The sequence below is a fragment of the Streptomyces sp. NPDC054842 genome (assembly GCF_053611025.1).
The window spans coordinates 17,200-39,676 of the sequence record NZ_JBSGZN010000005.1; the positions used below are offsets into that span (position 1 = coordinate 17,200).

The following is a 22,477-nucleotide window of genomic DNA, read 5'->3' on the forward strand; positions in this document are numbered from 1 at the left end:
GGCACACAGGGCAATCAGACGCATGGGGGACCACATGTCCGACGACAGCCACGAGCGGAACGGGCACGAGAAGGTGCCGAGCAGGTCGCGCAGGCGCTTCCCGGAGATCTCCTCGCGGGCGTACGAGCACCCGGCGGACCGGTCGGCCCTGGTGGCGCTGCGCAGGCTCAGCGGCTTCGACACCGTCTTCAAGGCGCTCAGCGGCCTGCTTCCCGAGCGCAGTCTGCGGCTGCTGTTCCTGTCCGACTCGGTACGGGTCTCGGACGCGCAGTTCGCGCACCTGAACGACATGCTGCGGGACGCCTGCTACATCCTGGACCTGGAGAAGGTCCCGCCGATGTACGTCACCCAGGACCCGCGGCCGAACGCGATGTGCATCGGCCTGGACGAGCCGATCATCGTCGTCACCACCGGCCTGGTGGAGCTGCTGGACGAGGAGGAGATGCGGGCGGTGGTCGGCCACGAGGTGGGCCACGCGCTGTCCGGCCACTCCGTCTACCGCACGATCCTGCTGTTCCTGACCAGCCTGGCGCTCCGGGTCGCCTGGATCCCGCTCGGGAACCTCGCGATCATGGCGATCGTGACGGCCCTGCGCGAGTGGTTCCGCAAGTCGGAGCTCTCGGCCGACCGCGCGGGACTCCTGGTCGGCCAGGACCTGCGGGCCTCGATGCGCGGCCTGATGAAGATCGCGGGCGGCAACCACCTGCACGAGATGAACGTGGACGCGTTCCTCGCGCAGGCCGAGGAGTACGAGGCGGGCGGCGACCTGCGCGACTCCGTGCTCAAGATCCTCAACGCGCTCCCCCGGTCCCACCCGTTCACCACGGTGCGCGCGGCCGAGCTGAAGAAGTGGGCCGAGTCCCGCGACTACCAGCGGCTCATGGACGGCCACTACCCGCGGCGGACCGAGGACAAGGACACGTCGGTCTCGGATTCCTTCCGGCAGTCGGCGGCCAGCTACGCCAGTGACGTGAAGAACTCCAAGGACCCGCTGATGAAGCTGGTCAGCGACCTGGCGGGCGGCGCGGGCGATCTGGGCGGCCGGGTGCGGCGCGGCTTCGGCGGCTTCGCCTCGGGCGCCGCCCCGAAGGACCCGGCCCCGCCGCAGACACCGCCGCCGGGCGAATCACCCCGCGGCGAGGACCCGGACACGGCCCCCTGAGCACGGCCGGCCGGCACCGACCACGAGGCACTCCCCCGACCGGGCCCCCGGTGGCCCGGGGAGTGTCAGACCTTCGGCTGGGCGCTGGTGGCCAGTGAGCCGCAGAGCGCGGTGGCGCTGCCGGTGGCGTAGGGGTCGGTGCCGGCGGGGCCTCCCGCCTTCGCCGTCTGACCGGCGAGCAGCGGGCGCAGCCGGCTGGTCGAGTCCTCGGCGCAGGCGAGCGGCCCCGCCTGGACGTAGGAGACGGCCAGCTGGGTCTGGTGCATCCGCAGGTCGTCGCGGTCGAAGCGGAAGTGCAGCTCGCGCCGCACGGTGAACAGCGACACCTTCGCCTTGGCGTCGGAGCCGGCGGGCCGCAGGGCGTAGACGAGGGTGTGGTCGGCGACGACCTCCAGGGTGTTCGAGTTGAACTCGGCCGCCTGGAGGGTGCCCTGGACGCGGATCCTGCTGTCGGCGAGCCGCTCGCGGGACGGGTCGAAGCGGACCAGCCAGCCGGTGGGGGCGTGCCGTCCGTCCGCCGCCGGGTGGTCGAAGCTCTGGTCGAACTGGTCGAGCTGCTGCGGGTCGAGCAGGATCCGCACCGGACGGGTGACGCCGCCGGTGAGCACGTCGGGGTCCAGGGAGGACCTGACCAGGTAGTCCTTGGCCGTGCTGAGCGCGGCGACGACCTGGCTGTCCGAGAAGTGGGCGGTGCGCCGGGAGGCGGGCATCGTGAAGCCGTCGGCGCCGATGCGGAACTGGGCCGCGGGACTGTGCGCGTACAGGTCGTCGGCGCTGGCGGCGCCCGGCACCTTGCTCTGCGGGGCCAGCGGGATCATGGTCATCCGCAGCGGCTCGGGCGGCTGCGCGGCGGGGGTCTGGTACGGATGGCGTACGCCCATGTAGATCGCGGTGCCGAAGGCGACCGCGATGAGCAGGACGAGGATCAGCGCCTGCCGGGAGAGTCCGCCGCGGTGCAGCGGCGGGCGGCGGCGTACGGCCGGGGCGTGGTCGTCCACCCGCTCGCGGGCGGAGAACTCCTGGAGGCGGGCAGCACGGACGAACGACTCGTCGAAGACGACGGATCGGTACTCGTCCTCCCCACCTCCGGGGGCTCCCTCGGGTGCCCCCTCAGGTGGGTCTCCAGTCCCGCCCATACCTTCAGAGTAGGTCTCCGGGAGCCGCGGTAAACCCGGCCGCGCGACAACTTGCGACCGGTTCCGGGCAGCTCTGTCAGGGAGTGCGGGGCACCGCCGACACCGCCGGCCCGGGCTGGTCGGCGGACAGGGAGGGGCTGACGCCCGTGACGATGTCCGGGCCCTGTTCGAGTCCCGTGGAGGCGGGCGCGGGGACCTGGTCCTGACGGCCGGACGAGGTGCCCCGGTAGACCGCCGTGAAGGCGAGGGCGACCATGCCGACGCCCATCAGCAGGGCCAGCATCCAGGCGACGGGCCGGTGCCAGCGGCCCGGTCCGTACGTCCCGGGCGGCCCGTAGCGGCCCTCCAGGACATCGGCGGCGTCCGGATCGTCCGAATAGGGGTCGTGGCCGAAACCGGAGTGTCCATCGGGGCCGAAGCCGTCCTCGTGACGCTCGTCGTCGCCGTGGCTCCTGGTGCGGGCCCGGCGGGCCTCCTCGGAGGCCTCGGCGCGGGCCTGGGCGGCGGCGACCAGGCGTTCCACGGCGGTCGGCTCGTGGACCACGGCCGAGCGGACGAAGTCCTCGTCGAAGACCACGGAGGCGAACTCTTCGTCCATACCCCCGCGGTCGCGGTCGTCGTCGGGCTCCCAGCCGTCCGGAAACGGCGTGCCCCCCACGTCCTCCGGCACGGGTCCAGAGTAGACCTGGGGGGTCATTTTGGGCAGACCGTAAGGAAATTCATCCGCCTGGCGAGACGCCTTCCCATGGGGCGGGCTCAGCGGCGGATGTGCCCGTCCCCGGTGACGATGTACTTGGTGCTCGTCAGCTCCGGCAGCCCCATGGGGCCCCGCGCGTGGAGCTTCTGCGTGGAGATGCCGATCTCGGCGCCGAAGCCGAACTGGCCGCCGTCGGTGAAGCGCGTCGAGGCGTTCACGGCGACCGTGGTCGAGTCGACCAGCCGGGTGAACCGGCGCGCCGCCTGCTGCGAGGTGGTGACGATCGCCTCGGTGTGCCCGGAGGTCCACAGCCGGATGTGCTCGACGGCGCGGTCGAGGGAGTCGACGACGGCCGCGGCGATGTCGTAGGACAGGTACTCGGTCTCCCAGTCCTCGGCGGTGGCCTCCACGACGGTGGCCCGCGAGTCCTTCCCGTACGCCGCCACCCGCTCGTCGGCGTGCACGGTGACGCCGGCGTCCGCGAGGGCGTCCAGGGCGCGCGGCAGGAACCGCGGGGCGATGTCCTGGTGGACCAGGAGCGTCTCGGCGGAGTTGCAGACGCTGGGGCGCTGCGCCTTGGAGTTGATGAGGATGTCGATCGCCATGTCGAGGTCGGCGTCGGCGTCGACGTACACGTGGCAGTTGCCGGTGCCGGTCTCGATGACCGGGACGGTGGACTCCTGCACGACGGTGCGGATCAGGGAGGCGCCGCCGCGCGGGATCAGGACGTCGACCAGGCCGCGGGCGCGCATCAGCTCGCGGACGGAGTCACGGCCCTCGCCGGGCACGAGCTGGACGGCGTCGGCGGGCAGTCCGGCGCCGCCCACGGCGTCCCGGAGCACGCGCACGAGGGCGGTGTTCGACTCGTACGCCGAGGAGGAGCCGCGCAGCAGCACCGCGTTGCCGGACTTGAGGCACAGGGCGGCCGCGTCGACCGTCACGTTCGGGCGGGCCTCGTAGATGATGCCGACGACGCCGAGCGGGACGCGCACCTGGCGCAGGTCGATGCCGTTGGGCAGGGTCGAGCCGCGGACGACCTCGCCGACCGGGTCGGGCAGGGCCACCACGTCGCGGACGTCCGAGGCGATGGCACGCACCCGCTCGGGCGTGAGCGTGAGCCGGTCGATGACGGTCTCGCTGGTGCCGGCCTCGCGGGCACGGGCGACGTCCTTGGCGTTGGCCGCGACGATCTCGCTCGTACGGACCTCCAGCGCGTCCGCGATCGCGAGCAGCGCGTCGTCCTTCTCGGCCCGCGGGAGGGGGGCGAGATCGGCGGCGGCGGCCTTCGCACGGTAGGCGGCCTGGGTGACCGGGGACATCGAGTCGTACGGCGAGAGCGTGGTCATGACGGCAGCCTAGTGCTCCGAATGGGGCTGTTCAGCTCTTGTCCCAAACCCCGAGACACCCGGCGAAGGCGGCTCAAAAGGGATGCACGCCGACGGGAGTGGCGGGCAGCGGCCCGTACCCCTCGGCGATGCGGTGGTGGTACGTCTCCCGGTCGATGACCTCCAGGCCGACGATCTCCCAGGGCGGGAGGTTGGCGGTCTGCCGGTGCTCGCCCCACAGGCGCAGCGCGACCGCGGCCGCGTCGTGCAGGTCGCGGGCCTCCTCCCAGTACCGGATCTCCGCGTGGTCGTTCGCGTACCGGCTGGTCAGCAGGAAGGGGTGGTCGTGGGCGAGCTGCTCCAGGGCCCGCCTGACCTCCTTCAGCGGGGCCTCGCCGCCCGAGAGGCTGAGCGTGACGTGCCAGAGCCGGGGCATGTCACCGGGGTCCCCGCCCTCGTACGTGTCGCCGGCGGCGACGCTGGTGAGGGCGCGCTCCTCGCCCATCGCACGGGAGGTGCCACCACCGCGGGACGCCGCCGCCCCAGGGCGCACTCGTCTCACGGCGGCCTCCTTTACGCAATGGTCGTGCGGAATCTCCCTGCAACAAAGTTGAACAGCTGAGGCGGGATCGCGTGGCGGTTTTACGGAACGTCCCTCGCCGGAGGGCGGGAGAATCGGCCGTTCAGAACCACCGTGGCCGGTTGTCCTACGGAGTGTCCGGGACGCGTTCTACGGGTGCAGGAGCACCAGGTCGTCCCTGTGTACGACCTCCCGCTCGTACGCGGGACCCAGCTCGCGCGCCAGTTCCCTCGTCGAGCGCCCGATCAGCTGCGGGATCTCCTTGGCGTCGAAGTTCACCAGGCCGCGCGCGACGGCCTGCCCCCGGCCGTCGCGCAGCTCGACCGGGTCGCCCGCGGTGAAGTCGCCCTCGACCCCGGCGATGCCCGCGGGCAGCAGCGAGGTGCGGCGCTCCACGACCGCGCGGACCGCCCCGTCGTCCAGGACGAGCGCGCCCTGCGGGGTCGACGCGTGCTGGAGCCACAGCAGCCGGTCGGCGGAGCGCCGGCCGGTGGGGTGGAAGTAGGTGCCGGTGTCCCGGCCCGCGAGGGCGTCGGCGGCGTGCACGGCGGACGTCAGGACCACCGGGATGCCCGCCGCCGCCGCGATGCGCGCCGCCTCGACCTTGGTGACCATGCCACCGGTGCCGACCCCGGCCTTGCCGGCGCTGCCGATCTCCACGTGCGCCAGGTCCTGCGGGCCGCGCACCTCCGCTATCCGCGACGTGCCGGGCCTGCCGGGGTCGCCGTCGTACACCCCGTCCACGTCGGAGAGCAGGACCAGCAGGTCGGCGCGGACGAGGTGGGCGACGAGCGCGGCGAGCCGGTCGTTGTCACCGAAGCGGATCTCGTCCGTGGCGACCGTGTCGTTCTCGTTGACGACCGGCAGGGCGCCCATCGCGAGGAGCTTGTCGAGGGTGCGGGAGGCGTTGCGGTGGTGGGCGCGCCGGCTGGTGTCGTCGGAGGTGAGGAGCACCTGTCCGACCCGGATGCCGTGCCGGGCGCAGGAAGCGGTGTAGCGGGCCACGAGGAGCCCCTGGCCGACACTGGCGGCGGCCTGCTGGCGGGCGAGGTCCTCGGGGCGGCGGCGCAGACCCAGCGGGGCGAGCCCGGCGGCGATGGCGCCGGACGAGACGAGGACGATCTCCCGCTCCCCGCCGCTCCGGCTCTTGGCGAGGGCGTCGACGAGGGCGTCCACCCGGTCCGCGTCCAGCCCGCCGGCGGCGGTGGTCAGGGACGAGGAGCCCACCTTGACGACGATCCTGTGGGCGTCCGCCACACCTTGCCTTGCCGCTGACACGTACTTCCCCAATGTCTGTGAGGTCCGACCAGCCCGGTACGTGCAATCTACGTGAGCGCGGGCGGGGTTCGCCGCCGCGTTCCGAGGGGCGGACGGCCCCCGCGCACACGGGGCCGCGGGCAGGATGCCCGTTATCCGGTGATAGATCTCACCGCGGATTGCTAGCCGGGCGCCAGAGGTCATACGGTCAGTGGTCGGCCAGGTCATGCCTGCCCGACGTCACCCCCGGTTCGCCCATCCGCCGCATCCCTTCGCAGGAGCCCCGCCCGTGCCTTCCGCAGGCCTCGCCCCCCGCCGCATCGTGCAGCTCTCCGCGCTGTTCGCGATGTTCGCGCTCTTCACGGCACAGATCGTCTCCGCTCTGCTGCCGTACGTCCCGGTGTTCATCGCCGCGAGCGCGGCGGGACTCGCCCTCGACGTCTATCTGCAGTATCGCGATCCCGGTCTGCTCGCGCTGCTCGGCAAGGTCCGCTTCGACGTCACGGTCCGCCAGCTGCTGCGCGACATGCTGGTCCTGGTGGGCCTGCTGCGCATCGACGGCATCGACCCGGAGCGCGAGCAGGCGCCGCTGCTCGTCGCGCTCTGCCTCTTCTACGCGCTGCACTTCGCGTGCCAGGCCGTCGCCGTCCTGGTCCGCCGCACCCGTACGCTGCCGATCGTCACGCGGAACATCGACGCCTCCGCGCTGCGCCTGACGACCGCGCCGCCGCGCATCCTGGCCCGCCGCCAGGGCCACCGCCTGCTGACCTTCTCCGTGCCCGCGACGATCGGCCTCATGGTCACCGCGGCCACCGAGGACGCCCTGTGGGGCGGCATCGGCGTCGGCGTCTCCCTGCTGCTGATCGCCGGCGGCACCGTCCACCTCGGCACCTGGCTGCTCCCCCGCAAGCGCGCGAAGAGCGAGCAGAAGGTCATGGAGTGGCTGGACGCGTGGCTGGCGAAGTACCGGCCGACGGTCGCCATGTACTTCTCGGGCGGTACGACGTCGGCGTACCAGGCGAACATGTGGCTCTCCACGCTGTCCCAGATCGACGCCAAGCCGCTGATCGTGCTGCGTGAGCGCTTCATGGTCCAGAAGATCGACGCGACCGACGTCCCGATCATCTGCTTCCCGAAGGTGTCGACGATGTTCTCCCTGGAGAACTCGACGCTGAAGATGATGCTGCACCCGGCGAACGCCGCGAAGACCTCGCAGGTGCTGCGCATCCCCACGATCAAGCACGCCTTCACCAACCACGGCGAGAGCGACAAGCTGTCCTCCTGCAACCCGTACGCGAAGGCGTACGACGAGGTGTGGGTGGCCGGTCCCGCGGCCCGCGAGCGCTACCTGCTGGCCGAGGTCGGGGTCGAGGACAAGGACATCGTCGAGGTGGGCCGTCCGCAGCTGGCGCCCATCCGCCCCTACTCGGGCGCGCCGACGGGCACGTACACGACCGTCCTGTACGCCCCCACCTGGGAGGGCTGGGACGGCAACCCGGGCAACACCTCGGTGGTCCTGGCCGGCGAGAACATCGTCCGGCGGCTGCTGGCCGACGACGGTGTGCGCCTGCTCTACAAGCCGCACCCGATGACCGGCTCCGTCGACCCGCGCGCGGGTGCCGCCAACGAGCGCATCAAGGCGATGATCCGCGAGGCCAACACCAAGCGGTCGGGGGCCCGCCCGGGTCCGGAGGCTGCGGCCGAGCTGGCGCGCCGCACCGCGGAGCTGGACGAGCTGACCTCCACGGCCTTCCGTGCCAGCGCCGACGAGATGGAGCGGATGCTCCTCCAGGGCGCGCCGAAGAGTGACCGCGAGGCGGAGATCGCCCGGGCCACCAGCGCGTGGGAGTCCGCCTACTGGGCGTCGTTCCCGGAGTGGGAGCACCAGATCATCACGGACGCGCGTCCGGCGATCTTCACCTGCTTCAACCAGGCGGACCTGCTGATCAGCGACGTCTCGTCGGTCGTCTCCGACTGGCTGTCCAGCGAGAAGCCGTACGCCGTCGCCAACACCTCGGGCATGTCCGAGGCGGCGTTCCGCGCGGGCTTCCCGACGGTCTCCGCGGGTGTCGTGCTCACTCCGGCGGCGGACGGTGTGCCGGCGCTGCTGGAGTCGGTCCGCTTCCCGGAGAAGGACCTCTTCACCGCGGCCCGCGCCGAGCTCAAGGTGCACCTGCTGGGCCCCTCGGACCCGCCGTCCCTGGCCCGCTTCAACTCCGCGATCGACGCCCTGTGCACCAAGGCCGACGAGCGGCGCGTGCGCATGGAGTCGCGTCTCGCCGCGGAGATCCCCTCCCAGCGCGGTGCCGCAGAGGAGACGGCCCAGGAGTCCGACCAGGGCCTGGAGGCCGTCGAGACGGAGGACAACGGCGCGGAGGACTCGGTCACCGCGTAGGTCCCGACCCGTACGCCGGAAGGCCCCCGGAAGCTGCTGCTTCCGGGGGCCTTCCACGTGAGTGGCGCGGTTGTCGCATGAGGTGACGCCGGTGCCGGGGACTTTCGCGTGAGGTGGCGCCGGTGCCGGCCGGTCCGAACGCGTGGAGCGGTGTCAGTGCGGGCAGACGCTCGCCGGCAGCTCGGGCAGCCCGCGCCGCTCGCCGTCCGTGAGGTCGCGTCCGACGACCGCGCGCAGGCGGCGCTTCCACCGGCTCGCGTCGAGCGTGAGCAGGTCCGCCTTGCCGTCCTGGACCCTGAGCGGCGTCCGGCCGTCCCGGGTGGCGGCGAGGAATTACAGGTCCTCGGCGAAGTCGTACGTCTCGAAGCGGCTCGGGTCCGCCGCCTGCGGGAAGCGCACCGAGTTCCCGGTCGCCACGTAGAACTCCGTGCCCTTGCCGGTGAAGCCGAGGGTGAAGCCGTCGCCCGCCGGCCGTTCCGGGCGTCGAAGTGCTCGATCCGGGTGCCCGAGAGGGTCACGAGCTCGTCGCCGCGCGGGAAGAGCAGCGACGGGCTCCACGACGTCCGCCGGGCCGGGCGCGCGGCCCGCCCGCATCGTCGATCGTCACCGCGCCGGCACGGCCGGTGAGCGGGCCGCTCGGCGCGGATCGATCGGGGCCCGGGAACGCGAGAACGCCCCGGTCCTTGCGGATCGGAGCGCTCTCATGGCGACACGCTTGGTGCGCGGCCGGCGGCTAGAACGGCTCGAAGTCGTCGTACTCCTGCTCCGACTCGTCCCGCTCCGCCTGCTTGTCGCGGCGGCGCTGGGCGGCCGGGCGGGGGGCGTCGAAGCGGTGGTCCTCGCCGCGGCGGCCGAGCATCTCGGCGCCGGCCATGACCGTGGGCTCCCAGTCGAAGACGACCGCGTTCTCCTCGGGGCCGATGGCGACGCCGTCGCCCGAGCGGGCGCCCGTCTTCATCAGCTGGTCCTCGACGCCGAGGCGGGCGAGCCGGTCGGCGAGGTAGCCGACGGCCTCGTCGTTGCTGAAGTCGGTCTGCCGGACCCAGCGCTCGGGCTTCTCGCCGCGCACGCGGAACAGGCCGTCCTCCTCCTGCACCACCGTGAAGCCGGCGTCGTCGACCGCCTTCGGGCGGATGACGATGCGGGTCGCCTCTTCCTGGGGCTTGGCCGCGCGGGCCTTCGCGATCACGTCGGCGAGCGCGAAGGACAGCTCCTTCAGGCCGGTGTGGGCGACGGCCGACACCTCGAAGACACGGTAGCCGCGGGACTCCAGCTCGGGCCGGACCATCTCGGCCAGGTCCTTGCCGTCCGGTACGTCGATCTTGTTCAGGACGACCATGCGCGGACGCCGGTCGAGACCGCCGTACTGCTTCAGCTCCGCCTCGATGATGTCGAGGTCGGAGACCGGGTCGCGGTCCGATTCCAGGGTCGCCGTGTCCAGGACGTGGACGAGCACCGAGCAGCGCTCCACGTGGCGCAGGAACTCCAGGCCGAGGCCCTTGCCCTGGCTCGCGCCGGGGATGAGGCCGGGCACGTCGGCGATCGTGTAGACGGTCTCGCCCGCCGTCACCACGCCGAGGTTCGGGACCAGCGTCGTGAAGGGGTAGTCCGCGATCTTCGGCTTGGCCGCCGACATGACGGAGATCAGCGAGGACTTGCCGGCGCTCGGGTAGCCGACCAGGGCCACGTCAGCGACGGTCTTCAGCTCCAGGACGATGTCCTGGAAGTCGCCGGGCACGCCGAGCAGGGCGAAGCCGGGGGCCTTGCGGCGGGCCGAGGCCAGGGCCGCGTTGCCGAGGCCGCCGCGGCCGCCCTGGGCGGCGACGTAGGAGGTGCCGTGGCCGACCAGGTCCGCGAGGACGTTGCCCGCCCTGTCGAGGACGACCGTGCCGTCCGGGACGGGCAGGACCAGGTCCTGGCCGTCCTTGCCCGAGCGGTTGCCGCCCTCGCCGGGCTTGCCGTTGGTCGCGCTGCGGTGCGGCTTGTGGTGGTAGTCGAGCAGCGTGGTGACGGACTGGTCGACGACCAGGATCACGTCACCGCCACGGCCTCCGTTGCCGCCGTCGGGGCCGCCGAGCGGCTTGAACTTCTCCCGGTGTACGGAGGCACAGCCGTGGCCTCCGCTACCCGCGGCGACATGCAGCTCGACGCGGTCCACGAAGGTGGTCATGGTGGGGTGCCTCCAGCACTTCGGTTACTTCTCTACGTACGGAATGTCTCTTGGGTAACACGCGAAAGGCGGACCCGCCTTCCCGACCGGGAAGTGAGGTCCGCCTCGCGAATGACCTGTTCCGTGGAGCCTGCGCCCTAGGAGGACTGGATCAGGCGACCGGAACGATGTTCACGACCTTGCGGCCACGGTGGGTACCGAACTCCACCGCACCGGCGGCCAGCGCGAACAGCGTGTCGTCCTTGCCACGGCCGACGCTCGCGCCGGGGTGGAAGTGGGTGCCACGCTGGCGGACCAGGATCTCACCGGCGTTGACGACCTGACCGCCGAAGCGCTTCACGCCGAGCCGCTGAGCATTGGAGTCGCGACCGTTCCGAGTGGACGATGCGCCCTTCTTGTGTGCCATCTCTCCTCAGTCCCTTACTTCGCAGCCGCGGGGATCTCAGTGACCTTGATCGCCGTGTACTGCTGGCGGTGGCCCTGACGACGGCGGTAGCCGGTCTTGTTCTTGTAGCGAAGGATGTCGATCTTCGCGCCCTTGTGGTGGTCCACGATCTCGGCCTGGACCTTGATGCCGGCGAGGACCCAGGGGTCGCTCGTCACGGCGTCGCCGTCGACAACGAGCAGGGTCGAGAGCTCGACCGTGTCGCCAACCTTGGCAGTGGAAATCTTGTCAACCTCAACGATGTCGCCGACAGCAACCTTGTGCTGGCGACCACCGCTGCGCACGATGGCGTACACGCGGATCTCTCTCTCACTCGGATCGGGACCCCGCAGTCCAGCCGCAGGCTTGCGCGAGCGGCCTCTCCCGAAGCGCGGAGCGCCGGGAGGAAGAGGTTTACGGGGATGCGGCGTGCCAGGGGACACGCCGACGGTCAAGGTTACGGGGCCACAGCCGAAAGGGTCAAACCAGGCCGGGCCCCGTCACCGTGCCGCACGTCACGTGGTCGGCTTCTCGCCGTCGTCCGGGAGCGGCTTCACGCCCCTGCACAGGTCCGTGGCATCGGAGGCACCCGGGTACGCGACCGCGCGCACCCGGTCGAAGTGGGTGCGGTACATGTCGTGCACGGGGTCGTCGTCGACCTTGACGATCGACTCGTCGTTCTCGCGCAGGGCGGGGCCCGTGTAGTTCCCGGAGCCGGTGAAGCTCACCTTGTTCCGCACGCCGTCGTACATGCCGTCGATGAGGATGTACTTGGAGTGGATGATGAACGGTGTCGTGAGCTTCTGCCCGGGGTTCAGCGGGTCCCGGTCGTCGTTGTAGCAGCGCACCGAGGGGCCGCCGGTGGTGTGCAGCTTCTCCCAGGTGCCCTTGGTGCCGCCGGAGCTCTTGGCGCTGTCCGTCTCCGCGTACACGACGCTGACCGAGCAGCCCGCCTTCTGGAGCGAGACCAGCTTCTCGGCGATCGCCATCCGGGTCAGCTTGAAGATCGCGACCCGGACCTTGGTCTTCTGCGTGACCCCGGCGGTGTCCTTGTAGGAGCACTGCACGTTGTTGAGCACCGAGTAGACGGTGTCGGTGTCCCGGGTGTTGCCCTCGCGCGGGAAGAAGTACGCCTTGTACAGGCCGTTGCTCACCGTGCGGTAGTTCCAGGACGCCCAGTCCCGGCCGACCATCGTGTCGAAGTAGTCCGAGTAGGCGTCGTACATCGTCGGGTTGTTCGGCAGCAGCAGCGCGTCGTTGAAGAAACGCGTGTGCGCGGACGGCGTCGAGTTCGAGGTCGTCTCGACGACCACGTTCGTGGCGCCCTGGACCGCGGAGAACAGCCAGAACTTGTTGTGCATGATCGACTGCCCGAACTTCGGGTCGCCGAGGCAGGACTTGTTCGCCGGACACGTGCTGACGTACGAGCCCTTGGAGCGGTCCGTGCCGAGGCCCGCGGCCAGCGTGCTGTACGACGTGTTGGTCGGCCGGTCGCTGATGCTCGACTCGTCGAGCAGGACCTGGACGTTGACCCCGCGGTCCTTGGCGGCCACGAGGGCGTTGACGACCGACGCCTCCCAGACGTGGTAGACCGCGACCTTGATGACCGAGCCGGGCAGCGCCGCGTTGGTCAGCTCGATGAGCCGGGTGCGGATCGCGTACTGCTGGTCCGTGGTGCCCAGCGGGTCGTTGAAGATCGGGCCCTCGGTCCAGGTCGGGTTGCCCGTCGCCTGGGCCGTACCGGTGGCCGCGACCGCCTGGACCCCCGCCGCCGACAGCACCGTCGCCAGCGCGACCGCCTGGCGTCCTCCCTTGACCGGCTTCACAGCGCGGTGCCGCCCCGTGCCCGTCAGGCGCACGCGCGCCATGGAAATCCCCTCCCTGACACGAGCAAGCGGTCTCCCCACCACCGCCCGTGAGCTCCTACGTGTGACTGCATGAGTTTTACACGTAGCTTTTCGTGTTCCAAGTGGCGGGGGGTGCCGACGGGAGGGGAGAAGCCCTGAAACCCCGTCAGGACGGACAAAAAATCCGTCAGCACCTCACCGCACGCGCCCGGTTGGCGCCCCCCGCGGACACGCACGCCCCCCGCGGCGGCGGTGGTGACACCGCCGGGCAGGGGGCGTGCGGCCGGGGCGGCGGGCCCCGGCCGGCTCGGTCCTCGGCTCAGTCCTCGTCGGTGGAGGCCGTGACGGCGGACACCGTCTGCTCAGCCGCCGCGGTCTTCTTCGCCGTCGACTTGGCGGCCGTCTTCTTGGTGGTCGCCGCCTTCTTGGCCGTCGTCTTCTTGGCGGCCGTCTTCTTGGCCGCCGTCTTCTTGGTGGTGGCCGCCTTCTTCGCGGTCGCCTTCTTGGCCGTCTTGCGGGCCGTCTTCTTCGCCGGGGCCGACTCCGCCGGCTCCTCCGCCGGTGCCCCGGCCTCGGACGCCTCGGACGCCTCGGGCGCCTCGGGTGCCGACGCCTCGGGGGCGGCCGACGGGACGACCACGACGGCCGCCTCCTCGGACGCGGTGGGCGCGGTCGCCTTGCGCACGGCACGGCGGCGCGGACGGGCCGGGGCGGCGCTCTCCGCGGGCGCCTCGGCCTGCTCGGCGGCCGGCGGCTGGGCCACCGGCTCGGACGCGGGCTCCGGCGCGGCGGCGGGCTGCGCGGCGACCGCGACGGTCACCGCCTCGGTCTCGTCGGCCGCCTTCGGCGAACCGGCCGGGGCCGACACCTTGCGGGTCGCCCGACGGCGCGTACGGCCCTGCGGAGCGGCCTCCTCCGGTGCGGGGACCTCCTGCGCGGGAGCGAGCTCCACCGGGGCCTCCACGGGGGCCTCGGGCGCCTCGACGACCGGGTCCTCCATGGCGACCGGCTCCGCCTCGGCGGCGTCCCGGGACTTGGGAGCACGCTCCTCGCCGCGCGAGCGGGGAGCCCTCTCCTCGCCCCGCGGCGCACCCGCCGGAGCCGACGCCCGCCGGGTCGCCCGGCGTCGCGAACGGCCCCGGGACGCGGCGGCCTCCGCCTCGGCGGCGCTGCTGTACAGCTCCTCGTCCGGCTGGAACTCGGGAGCCGGGAGCGCGGCCGGCGCGGCGGCCTCCGCGGCCACCTCCGCCTCGGTCTCGGTCTCGGTGTCCGGCTCGACGGCCTCCGCGGTCTCGGCGGCCACCGCCTCGTGGTCGTGCTCGTGCGTGTGCTCGGCACCGCCACGGCCGCGCTTCTTGCGCTTGCCGCCGCCACCCGCGGTGGTCGGCTGCTCCATGTGCACGATGACACCGCGGCCGTTGCAGTGGACGCAGGTCTCCGAGAAGGACTCCAGCAGGCCCTGGCCGACGCGCTTGCGGGTCATCTGCACCAGACCCAGCGAGGTGACCTCGGCCACCTGGTGCTTCGTACGGTCGCGGCCCAGGCACTCCAGCAGGCGCCGCAGCACCAGGTCCCGGTTGGACTCCAGGACCATGTCGATGAAGTCGATGACGACGATGCCGCCCAGGTCGCGCAGCCGCAGCTGGCGCACGATCTCCTCGGCCGCCTCCAGGTTGTTCCTGGTGACGGTCTCCTCCAGGTTGCCGCCCTGGCCGGTGAACTTACCGGTGTTGACGTCGACCACGATCATGGCCTCGGTCTTGTCGATCACCAGCGAACCGCCGCTGGGCAGCCAGACCTTGCGGTCCAGCGCCTTCATCAGCTGCTCGTCGATCCGGTACGTCGCGAAGACGTCGACCTCGGAGGTCCACTTCGACAGCCGGTCGGTCAGGTCGGGCGCCACGTGGGAGACGTAGCCGTGGATGGTCTCCCACGCCTCGTCACCGCTGACGATGACCTTGGTGAAGTCCTCGTTGAAGATGTCGCGCACGACGCGGACGGTCATGTCCGGCTCGCCGTACAGCAGCGTCGGGGCGTTGCCGCTCTTCGCCTTCTTCTGGATGTCCTCCCACTGGCCCTGGAGGCGCTCCACGTCACGGCGCAGCTCGTCCTCGCTCGCGCCCTCGGCGGCGGTGCGCACGATGACGCCCGCGTCCTCGGGGACGATCTTCTTGAGGATGGTCTTCAGACGCGCGCGCTCGGTGTCGGGCAGCTTGCGGCTGATGCCGGTCATCGAGCCCTCGGGCACGTACACGAGGTAGCGGCCCGGGAGGGAGACCTGGCTGGTGAGGCGGGCGCCCTTGTGGCCGATCGGGTCCTTCGTCACCTGGACGAGCACCGACTGGCCGGACTTCAGCGCGGACTCGATGCGCCGCGGCCCGTTGGCCATGCCCAGCGCCTCGAAGTTGACCTCACCGGCGTACAGCACGGCGTTGCGGCCCTTGCCGATGTCGATGAACGCGGCCTCCATCGACGGCAGCACGTTCTGGACCTTGCCCAGGTAGACGTTGCCGACGTACGAGGTCGACTGCTCCTTGTTGACGTAGTGCTCGACGAGCACGTTGTCCTCGAGGACGCCGATCTGGGTGCGCTCGCCGCTCTGGCGGACGACCATCACGCGCTCGACGGCCTCACGGCGGGCCAGGAACTCGGCCTCGGTGATGATCGGGACACGCCGGCGGCCCTGCTCGCGGCCCTCGCGGCGGCGCTGCTTCTTGGCCTCCAGACGGGTCGAGCCCTTGATGGACTGCACCTCGTCCGAGCCGTCGCCGGTCCGCTCGTCCCGCTTCGGGCGCGGCTCGCGGACCTTGACGACCGTGCGCTCGGGGTCCGACTCGCCGGTCTCGGCCTCGCCGCCCGAGTCACCGGCACGACGGCGGCGACGGCGACGGCGACGGCTGCTGCTGGAGCCGGAACCGCCCTGCTCCTCGCGCTCGTCGGCGTCCTCGGCGTCTTCCTCGGTCTGCTCGGCGGTGTCCTCGGCGTCCTGCGCGGCCTGCTCGTCGGCGTACTCGTCGTCACCGGAGTCGGTGTCGGAGTCGCTGGCCTCACCGCGGCGACGGCGACGGCCACCGCGGCGGCGGCGACGGCGCGAGCCGGTCTCCTCGGTGTCGTCGCCCTCGGCGGCGTCCTCGGCGGACTCCTCCTCGTCGACGGCCTCCTCGGGCTCCGGCGCGGGCTCGGGCGCGGCCTGCTCGGCTGCGGGCTCCGGGTCGGCGCCACGGCGGCGACGGCGACGGCGCGAGCCGGCCGGCTCCTCGACGGTCTCGACCGTCTCGGTGACCTCCTCGGCGGACTCCTCCTCGGGCTCCTCCGCCTCGGCGGCAGCGGCGGCGGCAGCGGCCCGCTCGGGCGTCTGGAACATCGGCTCGGCGAAGACCGGCGCCTGGAAGACGGCCACGGCGGGGCGCGCGGGCCGTCGCGTGGACTCGCCCTCGTCGGTCCGCGGCGCGGGGGCCGAGAAGCCGGCGGCGGCCTTGCGGGTGGCGCGGCGGCGGCCGCGGCGCGGACCGGCGTCCTCCTCGGCCGGGGCGGCCTCGGCGGCGGGCCGCTCCGGGGCGGCCTCGGCCGGTACGGGCTCGCTCTCGCCGGTCACGGGCGCCTCCGCACGCTCGTCGGCGGCGGCACCCTCGGGCGCGCCGGCGGGCGTGGAGACGCGCCGGGTGGCGCGGCGCCGGGAACGGCGGGGGCCGGCGTCCTCGGCCGGCTCCACCGGCTCAGGGGACTCGGCGGGCTCGGCGGCCGGGGCCGCTTCGTCCGCCGGGGTGACGGTGTCCTCGTCGGGCGTCCCGGCCGCGGCCGTCTCGACCGTACGGACGGGCGCGGTCGCCCGGCGCCGGGTACGGCGGGCGGGGGCGGCCTCCTCGACGGGGGCGGGTGCTTCGGCGGGGGCGGGTGCTTCGGCGGGCGTCTCGGCCCGCTCGTCCGCGCTGTCGGCCTCGGCGGCCGGGGCACCGGCGGGCGCGGTCGCGCGGCGGGTGGCACGACGGCGGGAACGGCGCGGGGCTGCGTCTTCAACGGACCCGTCGGACTCGGCGGACTCGGCGGCCTGCTCGGTCACGGACGCGGCCTCGGCGGCGGGCACCGGCGCGTCGGACGCGGCGACGGCGGGGACCACGGTCTCCGCCTCGGCGTCGGTCGCGGGGCTGGCGACGGGTGCGGTCGCGCGGCGGGTGGCCCGGCGCCGGGCGCGGCGCGGGGCGGCGTCCTCGGCGGCAGCGGGCGCCTCGGCGTCGGTGGCCGTCGTCGCGTCCTCGGTCTCCTCGACCTCGGCGGGGTCCGTCACGGTGTCGTCCGTGGCGAGTTCGGCGGACGACGCGGCCGCTACGGCCGGCGCGGTGGTCTCGGCCGCGGCCTCGGAGGCGGCGGACGGAGGCCCCGCGGGACGCGAGGCGGCGCGGCGACGGCGTCGCGGCGGCAGCGTGTCGCTGGGGGAGTCGTTGTCGGCGGAGCCCGTGGTGGGCTCGGCGGATTCGGTCGGCTCGAGCATGCGGGTGGATCTCCCGTCAGGCTCCCGGGCGCCGCGCCTGGTCCGGATGAATCCGGTGACGTCCGCGGCTCGCGCGATGCGCGGTGCCGCCGTCCGGGGCGCGGGCGCCGCACGGGAGCTCTCTGTGTCCTGTCTCGCCGGTTCCGTACGCCATGTGTGCGTACGGCCTGGCGAAAGTCTTGTGGTCGGTGCGCTGCCCGACCCAGATGGCTCCCGAGTACCAGGGCGGCGCTACGACATCCGTCCTACGCGGAACCTTCCGGCACCGGCGCCTTCGCGGTGGCAGTGCCGGCGACCCCTGGGCGATCGGCCGGGGCGGCCATGGCTGCCTCGCGGTCGGGCGCGAGCGGGTCGGTCACCGTGCCGGTCTCTTCATCGAACAGCCCCTGCGCCAGCCTGGTCACCGCTGCGGCGACCGGCGGCGCCAGGTCGGCCACGGCGCGGAGACCGGACAGGACGTCGTCGGGTCGAACGGCAGGCGTCACGTGCCGAACAACCAGGCGCAGTATCGCACAGGGCTGGTCCGTCGGCCTATCGGCCTGGGGAGCGGGTACCCCGCCCGTCGCCGCGGACGCCTCGGAACGGGGGCTGTGCGCCTCCAGTCCGGCGACGGCGCCGCGGGCGTCGAAGGTGCGCATCCCGTTCTTCGCCCTGCGCTGCACCTCGACGGTCTCCGCCGCGTTGAAGGCGTCGACCGCGCGCCGGGCGTCCTCCGGGGTCACGCCGTCGAGGCGCAGCTCCCACACGGACGCGGTGAGCCGGTCGGCGAGTCCCGACGTACGGGCCTCGACCGCCTCGATGATGTCGAGCCCGTCGGGCAGCGACTCGTCGAGGAGCTCACGCAGCTTGTCCGGGTCACGCGCCTCGGTGAGCGCGATCTCCAGGTACTCCGCCTCACTGCCCGTGCCGGTGGGTGCGGCATTGGCGTACGACACCTTCGGGTGTGGCGTGAACCCCGCCGAGTACGCCATCGGCACCTCGGCACGGCGCAGCGCACGCTCGAAGGCGCGCTGGAAGTCACGGTGGCTGGTGAACCGGAGGCGGCCGCGCTTGGTGTAGCGCAGTCGGATGCGCTGCACCGCGGGTGCGGGCGGCGGGCCTTCGGGCTGTCGCTTGCCCAGTGTCGTTCAGTCCTTCGTGAGAGCGGTCGTACTGCTACCTAGAGTACGTGTCTCACCGGCCGCCGGTTCCCGCCGGGCCACCGTCTGCCGTACCGGCGGCGCTCCGAAGAGCATCCGGCGCACGTCGGCGCGGGCCTGCCGGGCGGACTCGCGGGCGGAGGCGAGCGCCTGCCGCGCCGTGCGGCGTGCGACGCGCGCCGCCTCGGCGGCGGGGCGCAGGAGCGTGTCGCGGACCGCGTGTCCCACGGGGGTGAGCACGTACCGGTACGCCCAGCGCACCGGCTCCACGAAGACCCACCGGAGGAGCCGGCCGAGAAAGCGCCCGACGGCGAGCGAGATCCGCCCTGCGACGCGCCAGGCGTGGCCGAGCGCCTCGGCGACCTCCCGGCCGACGACCACCAGGGCGCGGCCGACCGGTACGAGGACCCACCGCCACAGGGCAAGGGCGGGCAGCACGAACAGGATCCGCAGCGTCCAGTGGAGCGCGGCGCCGATCCCCACGAAGATCATCCGTACGAGCCACACGAGACCTCCGGCCGCCCAGGCGATTCCATGCCCGACCGGCGTGAGGATCCAGGTGTACAGCCACAGCGCCGGTACGACGACCAGGTGGCGCACCAGCGCCGTGAGGCCCGTCCAGACGCCGACCGCGACAGCCGCGAGGACGAGACCGATCCCCCGCACGAGCCAGGCGATCCCGTGCCCGACCGGCGTCAGCAGCCGCGCGTACAGCCACAGCGCCGGTACGACGACCAGGTGGCGCACCAGCGCCGTGAGGCCCGTCCAGACGCCGACCGCGACGGCCGCGAGGACGAGACCGGTCCCCCGCACGAGCCAGAGGACCCCGTGTCCCACGGGCGTCAGTATCCGGGCGTACATCCAGACCAGAACGGCCCAAAGCCCCCCGGAAAACCACACGAGCCCGGCCCCGACCCCGCGCACCGCCCAGACGACCGCCCGCCCGACGGGCGTCAGCACGGCCCGGTACAGCCACCCGGCGGGCACCATCAGCAGCCGGTACGCGAGCCATCCGAGCCCCCTGCCGACCGGCACCACGAGGTGACGCCACAGCGCCGACCACGGCCAGACGAACACCGCCCACGCCAGCCGTCCGAGGGCCCGCCCCACCGGCCGCAGCACGGTGTCCCGCAGGAACCTGCCGCCGACGACCAGCGCGTCCCAGACCATCCGCACCGGCACCACGAGGACGAGCACCACGATCCGCACCGGGATGCGGATGGCGACGGTCAGACACCCCTCACCACGAGACACACCCCGCTCGGCGGACGACCCGACGCCGGACTTCTCCAGATCCATACCGGGATAGACGCCGCGCGGGACCGGATGGATGCACAGCCGCCTGGCGCCGACCGGTTCAGCCGCTGACGCCCTGGCCGACCAAAGGGGCGACGATGGACACCAGGACGGCACGCCGAGGCGTGACCGCCTTACCTCTCATCGGAGATGCTCGTGCCCTCCGGCGCCCGGTAGCAGCGGGAGTTCACCTCCACGGTGATGATCTGCTTCAGGTTCCCCGAGCGTTCTTTCGCCCACTCGATCGCCACGGTGTGGTGAGTCTTCTCGTTCACGGCAACGATCTCCGGGTTCCGGGCGACCGACTTCGTCACACCGTCCTTGGTGATTTTCCAGCCGTGTGCGGGAAGCTCCGTGCGGAGATTGTCCATCGCCTGCTGAAAGGTCCCCGCCTCCAGGTCGTAGACAGACCACGGATGATGGATCGAGTAGAACCTCTTCATGTCGGGGTCGACGGCCTCGCACGTATTGACCGCAGCACCGGGCTCGGTGACCTTCCCCTTCACGCCCATCCAGTCCAGCAGTCTGCTGGAAATGTCACCAGCCTGGTCCTTCGAGGTCTGGATCTCCTGCTCCTGCGGCCGGTAGCCGAGCTTTTCCTCGTCACTCTTGGAATCCACGGATGCACAACCTGCCCATACGAGAGAAACGGCAGCAATGACGGACAGTGCCGACACCGACCTGCGCCACCGCGCTGCGGTCACCTGATCAATCCTCAACAGTCACCCCCTTGTAGTCGCCCACGATGACACGTGCCTGATTCTTCAACGCTTCGGACGGGTTGCCCGCGTTGTCGACGTCCCAGTAGGCCCCGTGGTTCCCGCCGTCCGTCCTCATGACGGTCGACCCGAAACTGTCATCGGTGGGAATAGCACCGCCGCCCCCAAGCCCGACGAGCCTGCCGCCGCCGGTGACGAAATCGTCGTTGCCGGTTCCCTGCATTGCCCACATGTGCTTCGGATCGATACCGAGGTCACCGGAGCGGGCCGCCTGCATGCCCGGACTTCCCGCTACGACCACGTCGTTCGCCGGGAACGGACCGTCCATGAACGATCCCGATTTCGCGGCGTCCCCGATCACGGTCGAGCCATAGCTGTGTCCGATGAGTGTTGTATGTCCAAGATTATTGGGACCCATCTCAGCCTGGTGGGCGATACGGACACCTTCCATGAATTCGCGCAGAGTAGGTCCCGCCTTCTCCGCGTACGAGTCATGCATGGCCTCCGGAATGGCGTCGCCCTTGTCCCCGGGGTATGCGGAACGGGGCGCATCGTAGTCGAACCAGGTGATTGTCGAAACGCTCTGCCCAGGAGCCAGAGCCGTACTGGACGACCACAGTCGCTCCCCACGAATGATGTCCTTGTCGATGCCGCCCAAGTGCGTGCCCGTCCCCGGAACGTAGACAGCGGTGTGGTCGGCGGTGTCCGGATTCCCGTTGGCCAGGATGACCTTGCCGTCCGCTCCCTTGCCGACGGGGTCGAACCCAAGGAGGTAGGCCTCAGGCATTCCGTCCACACCGGTCCGGTCAAACCGATCCTGGATGGCCTTCATGCCTTGCAGGCTGTCGACGAGCCTGTCCTTCCGGGCGCCGTACTTCTCGTTCCACGCCATCCACTCGTCCGTGTGGACCTGCACAGGCCCGCCCATGGTGCTGATCGTCGTGTATTTGTTCGCCGGCTCTGGCGGGATGGAGTCGAGCTCCAACTGGTACTTCGCGTGGGACTCGGAAAACACCGTGCGGTTGGCGTCATCCCTGGCATCGGCCGGCAGCCCATCGAGCGCGCCGACGAGACCTGGGCGCAAAGAGAGGTACACCTCTCGCTCCTCCGGGCTGAGGTCTTGCCACCACTGGGCGTTGTCCTCAGCGTCGCCGTCCTTCGGCGGATGCCTGATGCCGGCGAGGTAGTGGTCGGCGGCCTTGGACACCCCACCCGCGTCCGATGTGACGTCGACCCAGTCACGGTTGGAGACGGTGAGGTCCTCATCGGCCTTCAGGGCCCGGAGCTTGGGCGCCCACTTGCGGTCCGCCTCCGTCGCCTCGCTCAGGGCAGCGGCGATCCGGTCGGCGATGGCCAGTGCCTCGGCATGATGGGGATTGGGATCGAAGTTCGCCGACTGGCGCCCCACTGCCTGGGCAGTGGAATCGGTCGCACCGCTGACCGAACCCCCCTTCGACGGCTCCTCACCGTCGTTGACGGACGGCCCTTCCGGGTAGGTAACACTGCCGTCTGGGTTGACTGTGAACTTCCGGGCCGCCGCGTCGTCCAGCGCGGACAGGAGCTTCTTGCGAGCGGAGTTCATGTCGTGGGCGAAGCCGTTGAGGGCCACGCTGATCAAGCCGCATTCGGTCTGGGTGTAATGGAAGTTGGCGGAGAGCTTCTTCAGTTCCCCAATGGCGGCTGTCAACGCCTGGCCACGGAGGGACTTGTTCATGCCGGCGATGATTACGTCGTTGATCTCGTCCTTCGCCGCGCTGGCCATGCCGCTGGTGGCACGGTAGCCGTCGGCTGCCTCTTCGAACTCGGACGGCTTCAGATCCCTGAGTGTGGCGAGGTCCATG

General features: G+C 71.7%; 17 protein-coding genes. 2 read left to right on the plus strand and 15 right to left on the minus strand.

Annotated elements, in window-relative coordinates:
* Nucleotides 1–34: 34 nt before the first annotated feature.
* Complete coding sequence (locus tag ACWGIS_RS05560) at nucleotides 35–1,162, plus strand: M48 family metallopeptidase (RefSeq protein ID WP_453361109.1); 1,128 nt, start codon at nucleotides 35–37, stop codon at nucleotides 1,160–1,162.
* A 65-nt stretch (nucleotides 1,163–1,227) separates the two neighbouring features.
* Here ACWGIS_RS05560 and ACWGIS_RS05565 read toward each other — a convergent pair whose 3' ends face one another.
* The 5 genes from ACWGIS_RS05565 to proB all read right to left on the minus strand — a co-directional run bounded on the left by ACWGIS_RS05565 (nucleotide 1,228) and on the right by proB (nucleotide 6,157).
* Nucleotides 1,228–2,298, minus strand: coding sequence for an SCO2583 family membrane protein (locus tag ACWGIS_RS05565; protein ID WP_453361110.1), 1,071 nt, complete (start codon nucleotides 2,296–2,298; stop codon nucleotides 1,228–1,230).
* Nucleotides 2,299–2,374: 76 nt separating this feature from the next.
* Complete coding sequence (locus tag ACWGIS_RS05570) at nucleotides 2,375–2,968, minus strand: SCO2584 family spore wall biosynthesis protein (RefSeq protein ID WP_453361111.1); 594 nt, start codon at nucleotides 2,966–2,968, stop codon at nucleotides 2,375–2,377.
* 86 nt (nucleotides 2,969–3,054) lie between these two features.
* Nucleotides 3,055–4,341 (minus strand): glutamate-5-semialdehyde dehydrogenase, encoded by a 1,287-nt coding sequence (locus ACWGIS_RS05575; protein WP_453361112.1) that lies wholly within the window; start codon nucleotides 4,339–4,341, stop codon nucleotides 3,055–3,057.
* Between the two features lie 73 nt (nucleotides 4,342–4,414).
* Complete coding sequence (locus ACWGIS_RS05580; RefSeq protein ID WP_453361265.1) at nucleotides 4,415–4,873, minus strand: hypothetical protein; 459 nt, start codon at nucleotides 4,871–4,873, stop codon at nucleotides 4,415–4,417.
* Between the two features lie 177 nt (nucleotides 4,874–5,050).
* Complete coding sequence (gene proB / locus ACWGIS_RS05585) at nucleotides 5,051–6,157, minus strand: glutamate 5-kinase (protein WP_453361113.1); 1,107 nt, start codon at nucleotides 6,155–6,157, stop codon at nucleotides 5,051–5,053.
* A 289-nt stretch (nucleotides 6,158–6,446) separates the two neighbouring features.
* Here proB and ACWGIS_RS05590 point away from each other — a divergent pair, with 289 nt between their 5' ends.
* Nucleotides 6,447–8,552 (plus strand): hypothetical protein, encoded by a 2,106-nt coding sequence (locus ACWGIS_RS05590; protein WP_453361114.1) that lies wholly within the window; start codon nucleotides 6,447–6,449, stop codon nucleotides 8,550–8,552.
* 333 nt (nucleotides 8,553–8,885) lie between these two features.
* Here the strand turns inward: ACWGIS_RS05590 and ACWGIS_RS05595 are convergent, their stop codons facing one another.
* From ACWGIS_RS05595 to ACWGIS_RS05640, 10 genes are all read right to left on the minus strand, one after another.
* Nucleotides 8,886–9,146, minus strand: coding sequence for a hypothetical protein (locus tag ACWGIS_RS05595; protein ID WP_453361115.1), 261 nt, complete (start codon nucleotides 9,144–9,146; stop codon nucleotides 8,886–8,888).
* 139 nt (nucleotides 9,147–9,285) lie between these two features.
* Nucleotides 9,286–10,722 (minus strand): GTPase ObgE, encoded by a 1,437-nt coding sequence (gene obgE / locus ACWGIS_RS05600; protein ID WP_453361116.1) that lies wholly within the window; start codon nucleotides 10,720–10,722, stop codon nucleotides 9,286–9,288.
* A 151-nt stretch (nucleotides 10,723–10,873) separates the two neighbouring features.
* Nucleotides 10,874–11,128 carry a 50S ribosomal protein L27 gene (gene rpmA / locus ACWGIS_RS05605; RefSeq protein WP_006374707.1) on the minus strand — a complete coding sequence of 85 codons (255 nt, stop codon included), beginning with the start codon at nucleotides 11,126–11,128 and terminating at the stop codon, nucleotides 10,874–10,876.
* A gap of 14 nt (nucleotides 11,129–11,142) precedes the next feature.
* Entirely contained in the window at nucleotides 11,143–11,463 is a 321-nt protein-coding gene (gene rplU / locus ACWGIS_RS05610) for a 50S ribosomal protein L21 (protein ID WP_119102267.1), read from the minus strand.
* A 198-nt stretch (nucleotides 11,464–11,661) separates the two neighbouring features.
* The gene (locus tag ACWGIS_RS05615; protein WP_453361117.1) at nucleotides 11,662–13,014 is read right to left on the minus strand and encodes a phospholipase D-like domain-containing protein; all 1,353 of its coding nucleotides are present in this window, start codon (nucleotides 13,012–13,014) and stop codon (nucleotides 11,662–11,664) included.
* Between the two features lie 298 nt (nucleotides 13,015–13,312).
* A complete protein-coding gene (locus tag ACWGIS_RS05620; RefSeq protein ID WP_453361118.1) occupies nucleotides 13,313–17,482 on the minus strand; it encodes an Rne/Rng family ribonuclease in 4,170 nt (1,389 codons plus the stop codon).
* A 245-nt stretch (nucleotides 17,483–17,727) separates the two neighbouring features.
* Entirely contained in the window at nucleotides 17,728–18,561 is an 834-nt protein-coding gene (locus ACWGIS_RS05625) for a TIGR03936 family radical SAM-associated protein (protein ID WP_453361119.1), read from the minus strand.
* 48 nt (nucleotides 18,562–18,609) lie between these two features.
* The gene (locus ACWGIS_RS05630) at nucleotides 18,610–19,920 is read right to left on the minus strand and encodes a hypothetical protein (RefSeq protein WP_453361120.1); all 1,311 of its coding nucleotides are present in this window, start codon (nucleotides 19,918–19,920) and stop codon (nucleotides 18,610–18,612) included.
* 131 nt (nucleotides 19,921–20,051) lie between these two features.
* Entirely contained in the window at nucleotides 20,052–20,537 is a 486-nt protein-coding gene (locus ACWGIS_RS05635) for a hypothetical protein (protein WP_453361121.1), read from the minus strand.
* Nucleotides 20,538–20,625: 88 nt separating this feature from the next.
* The gene (locus ACWGIS_RS05640; protein ID WP_453361122.1) at nucleotides 20,626–22,476 is read right to left on the minus strand and encodes an alpha/beta hydrolase; all 1,851 of its coding nucleotides are present in this window, start codon (nucleotides 22,474–22,476) and stop codon (nucleotides 20,626–20,628) included.
* Between the last annotated feature and the right edge of the window lies 1 nt (nucleotide 22,477).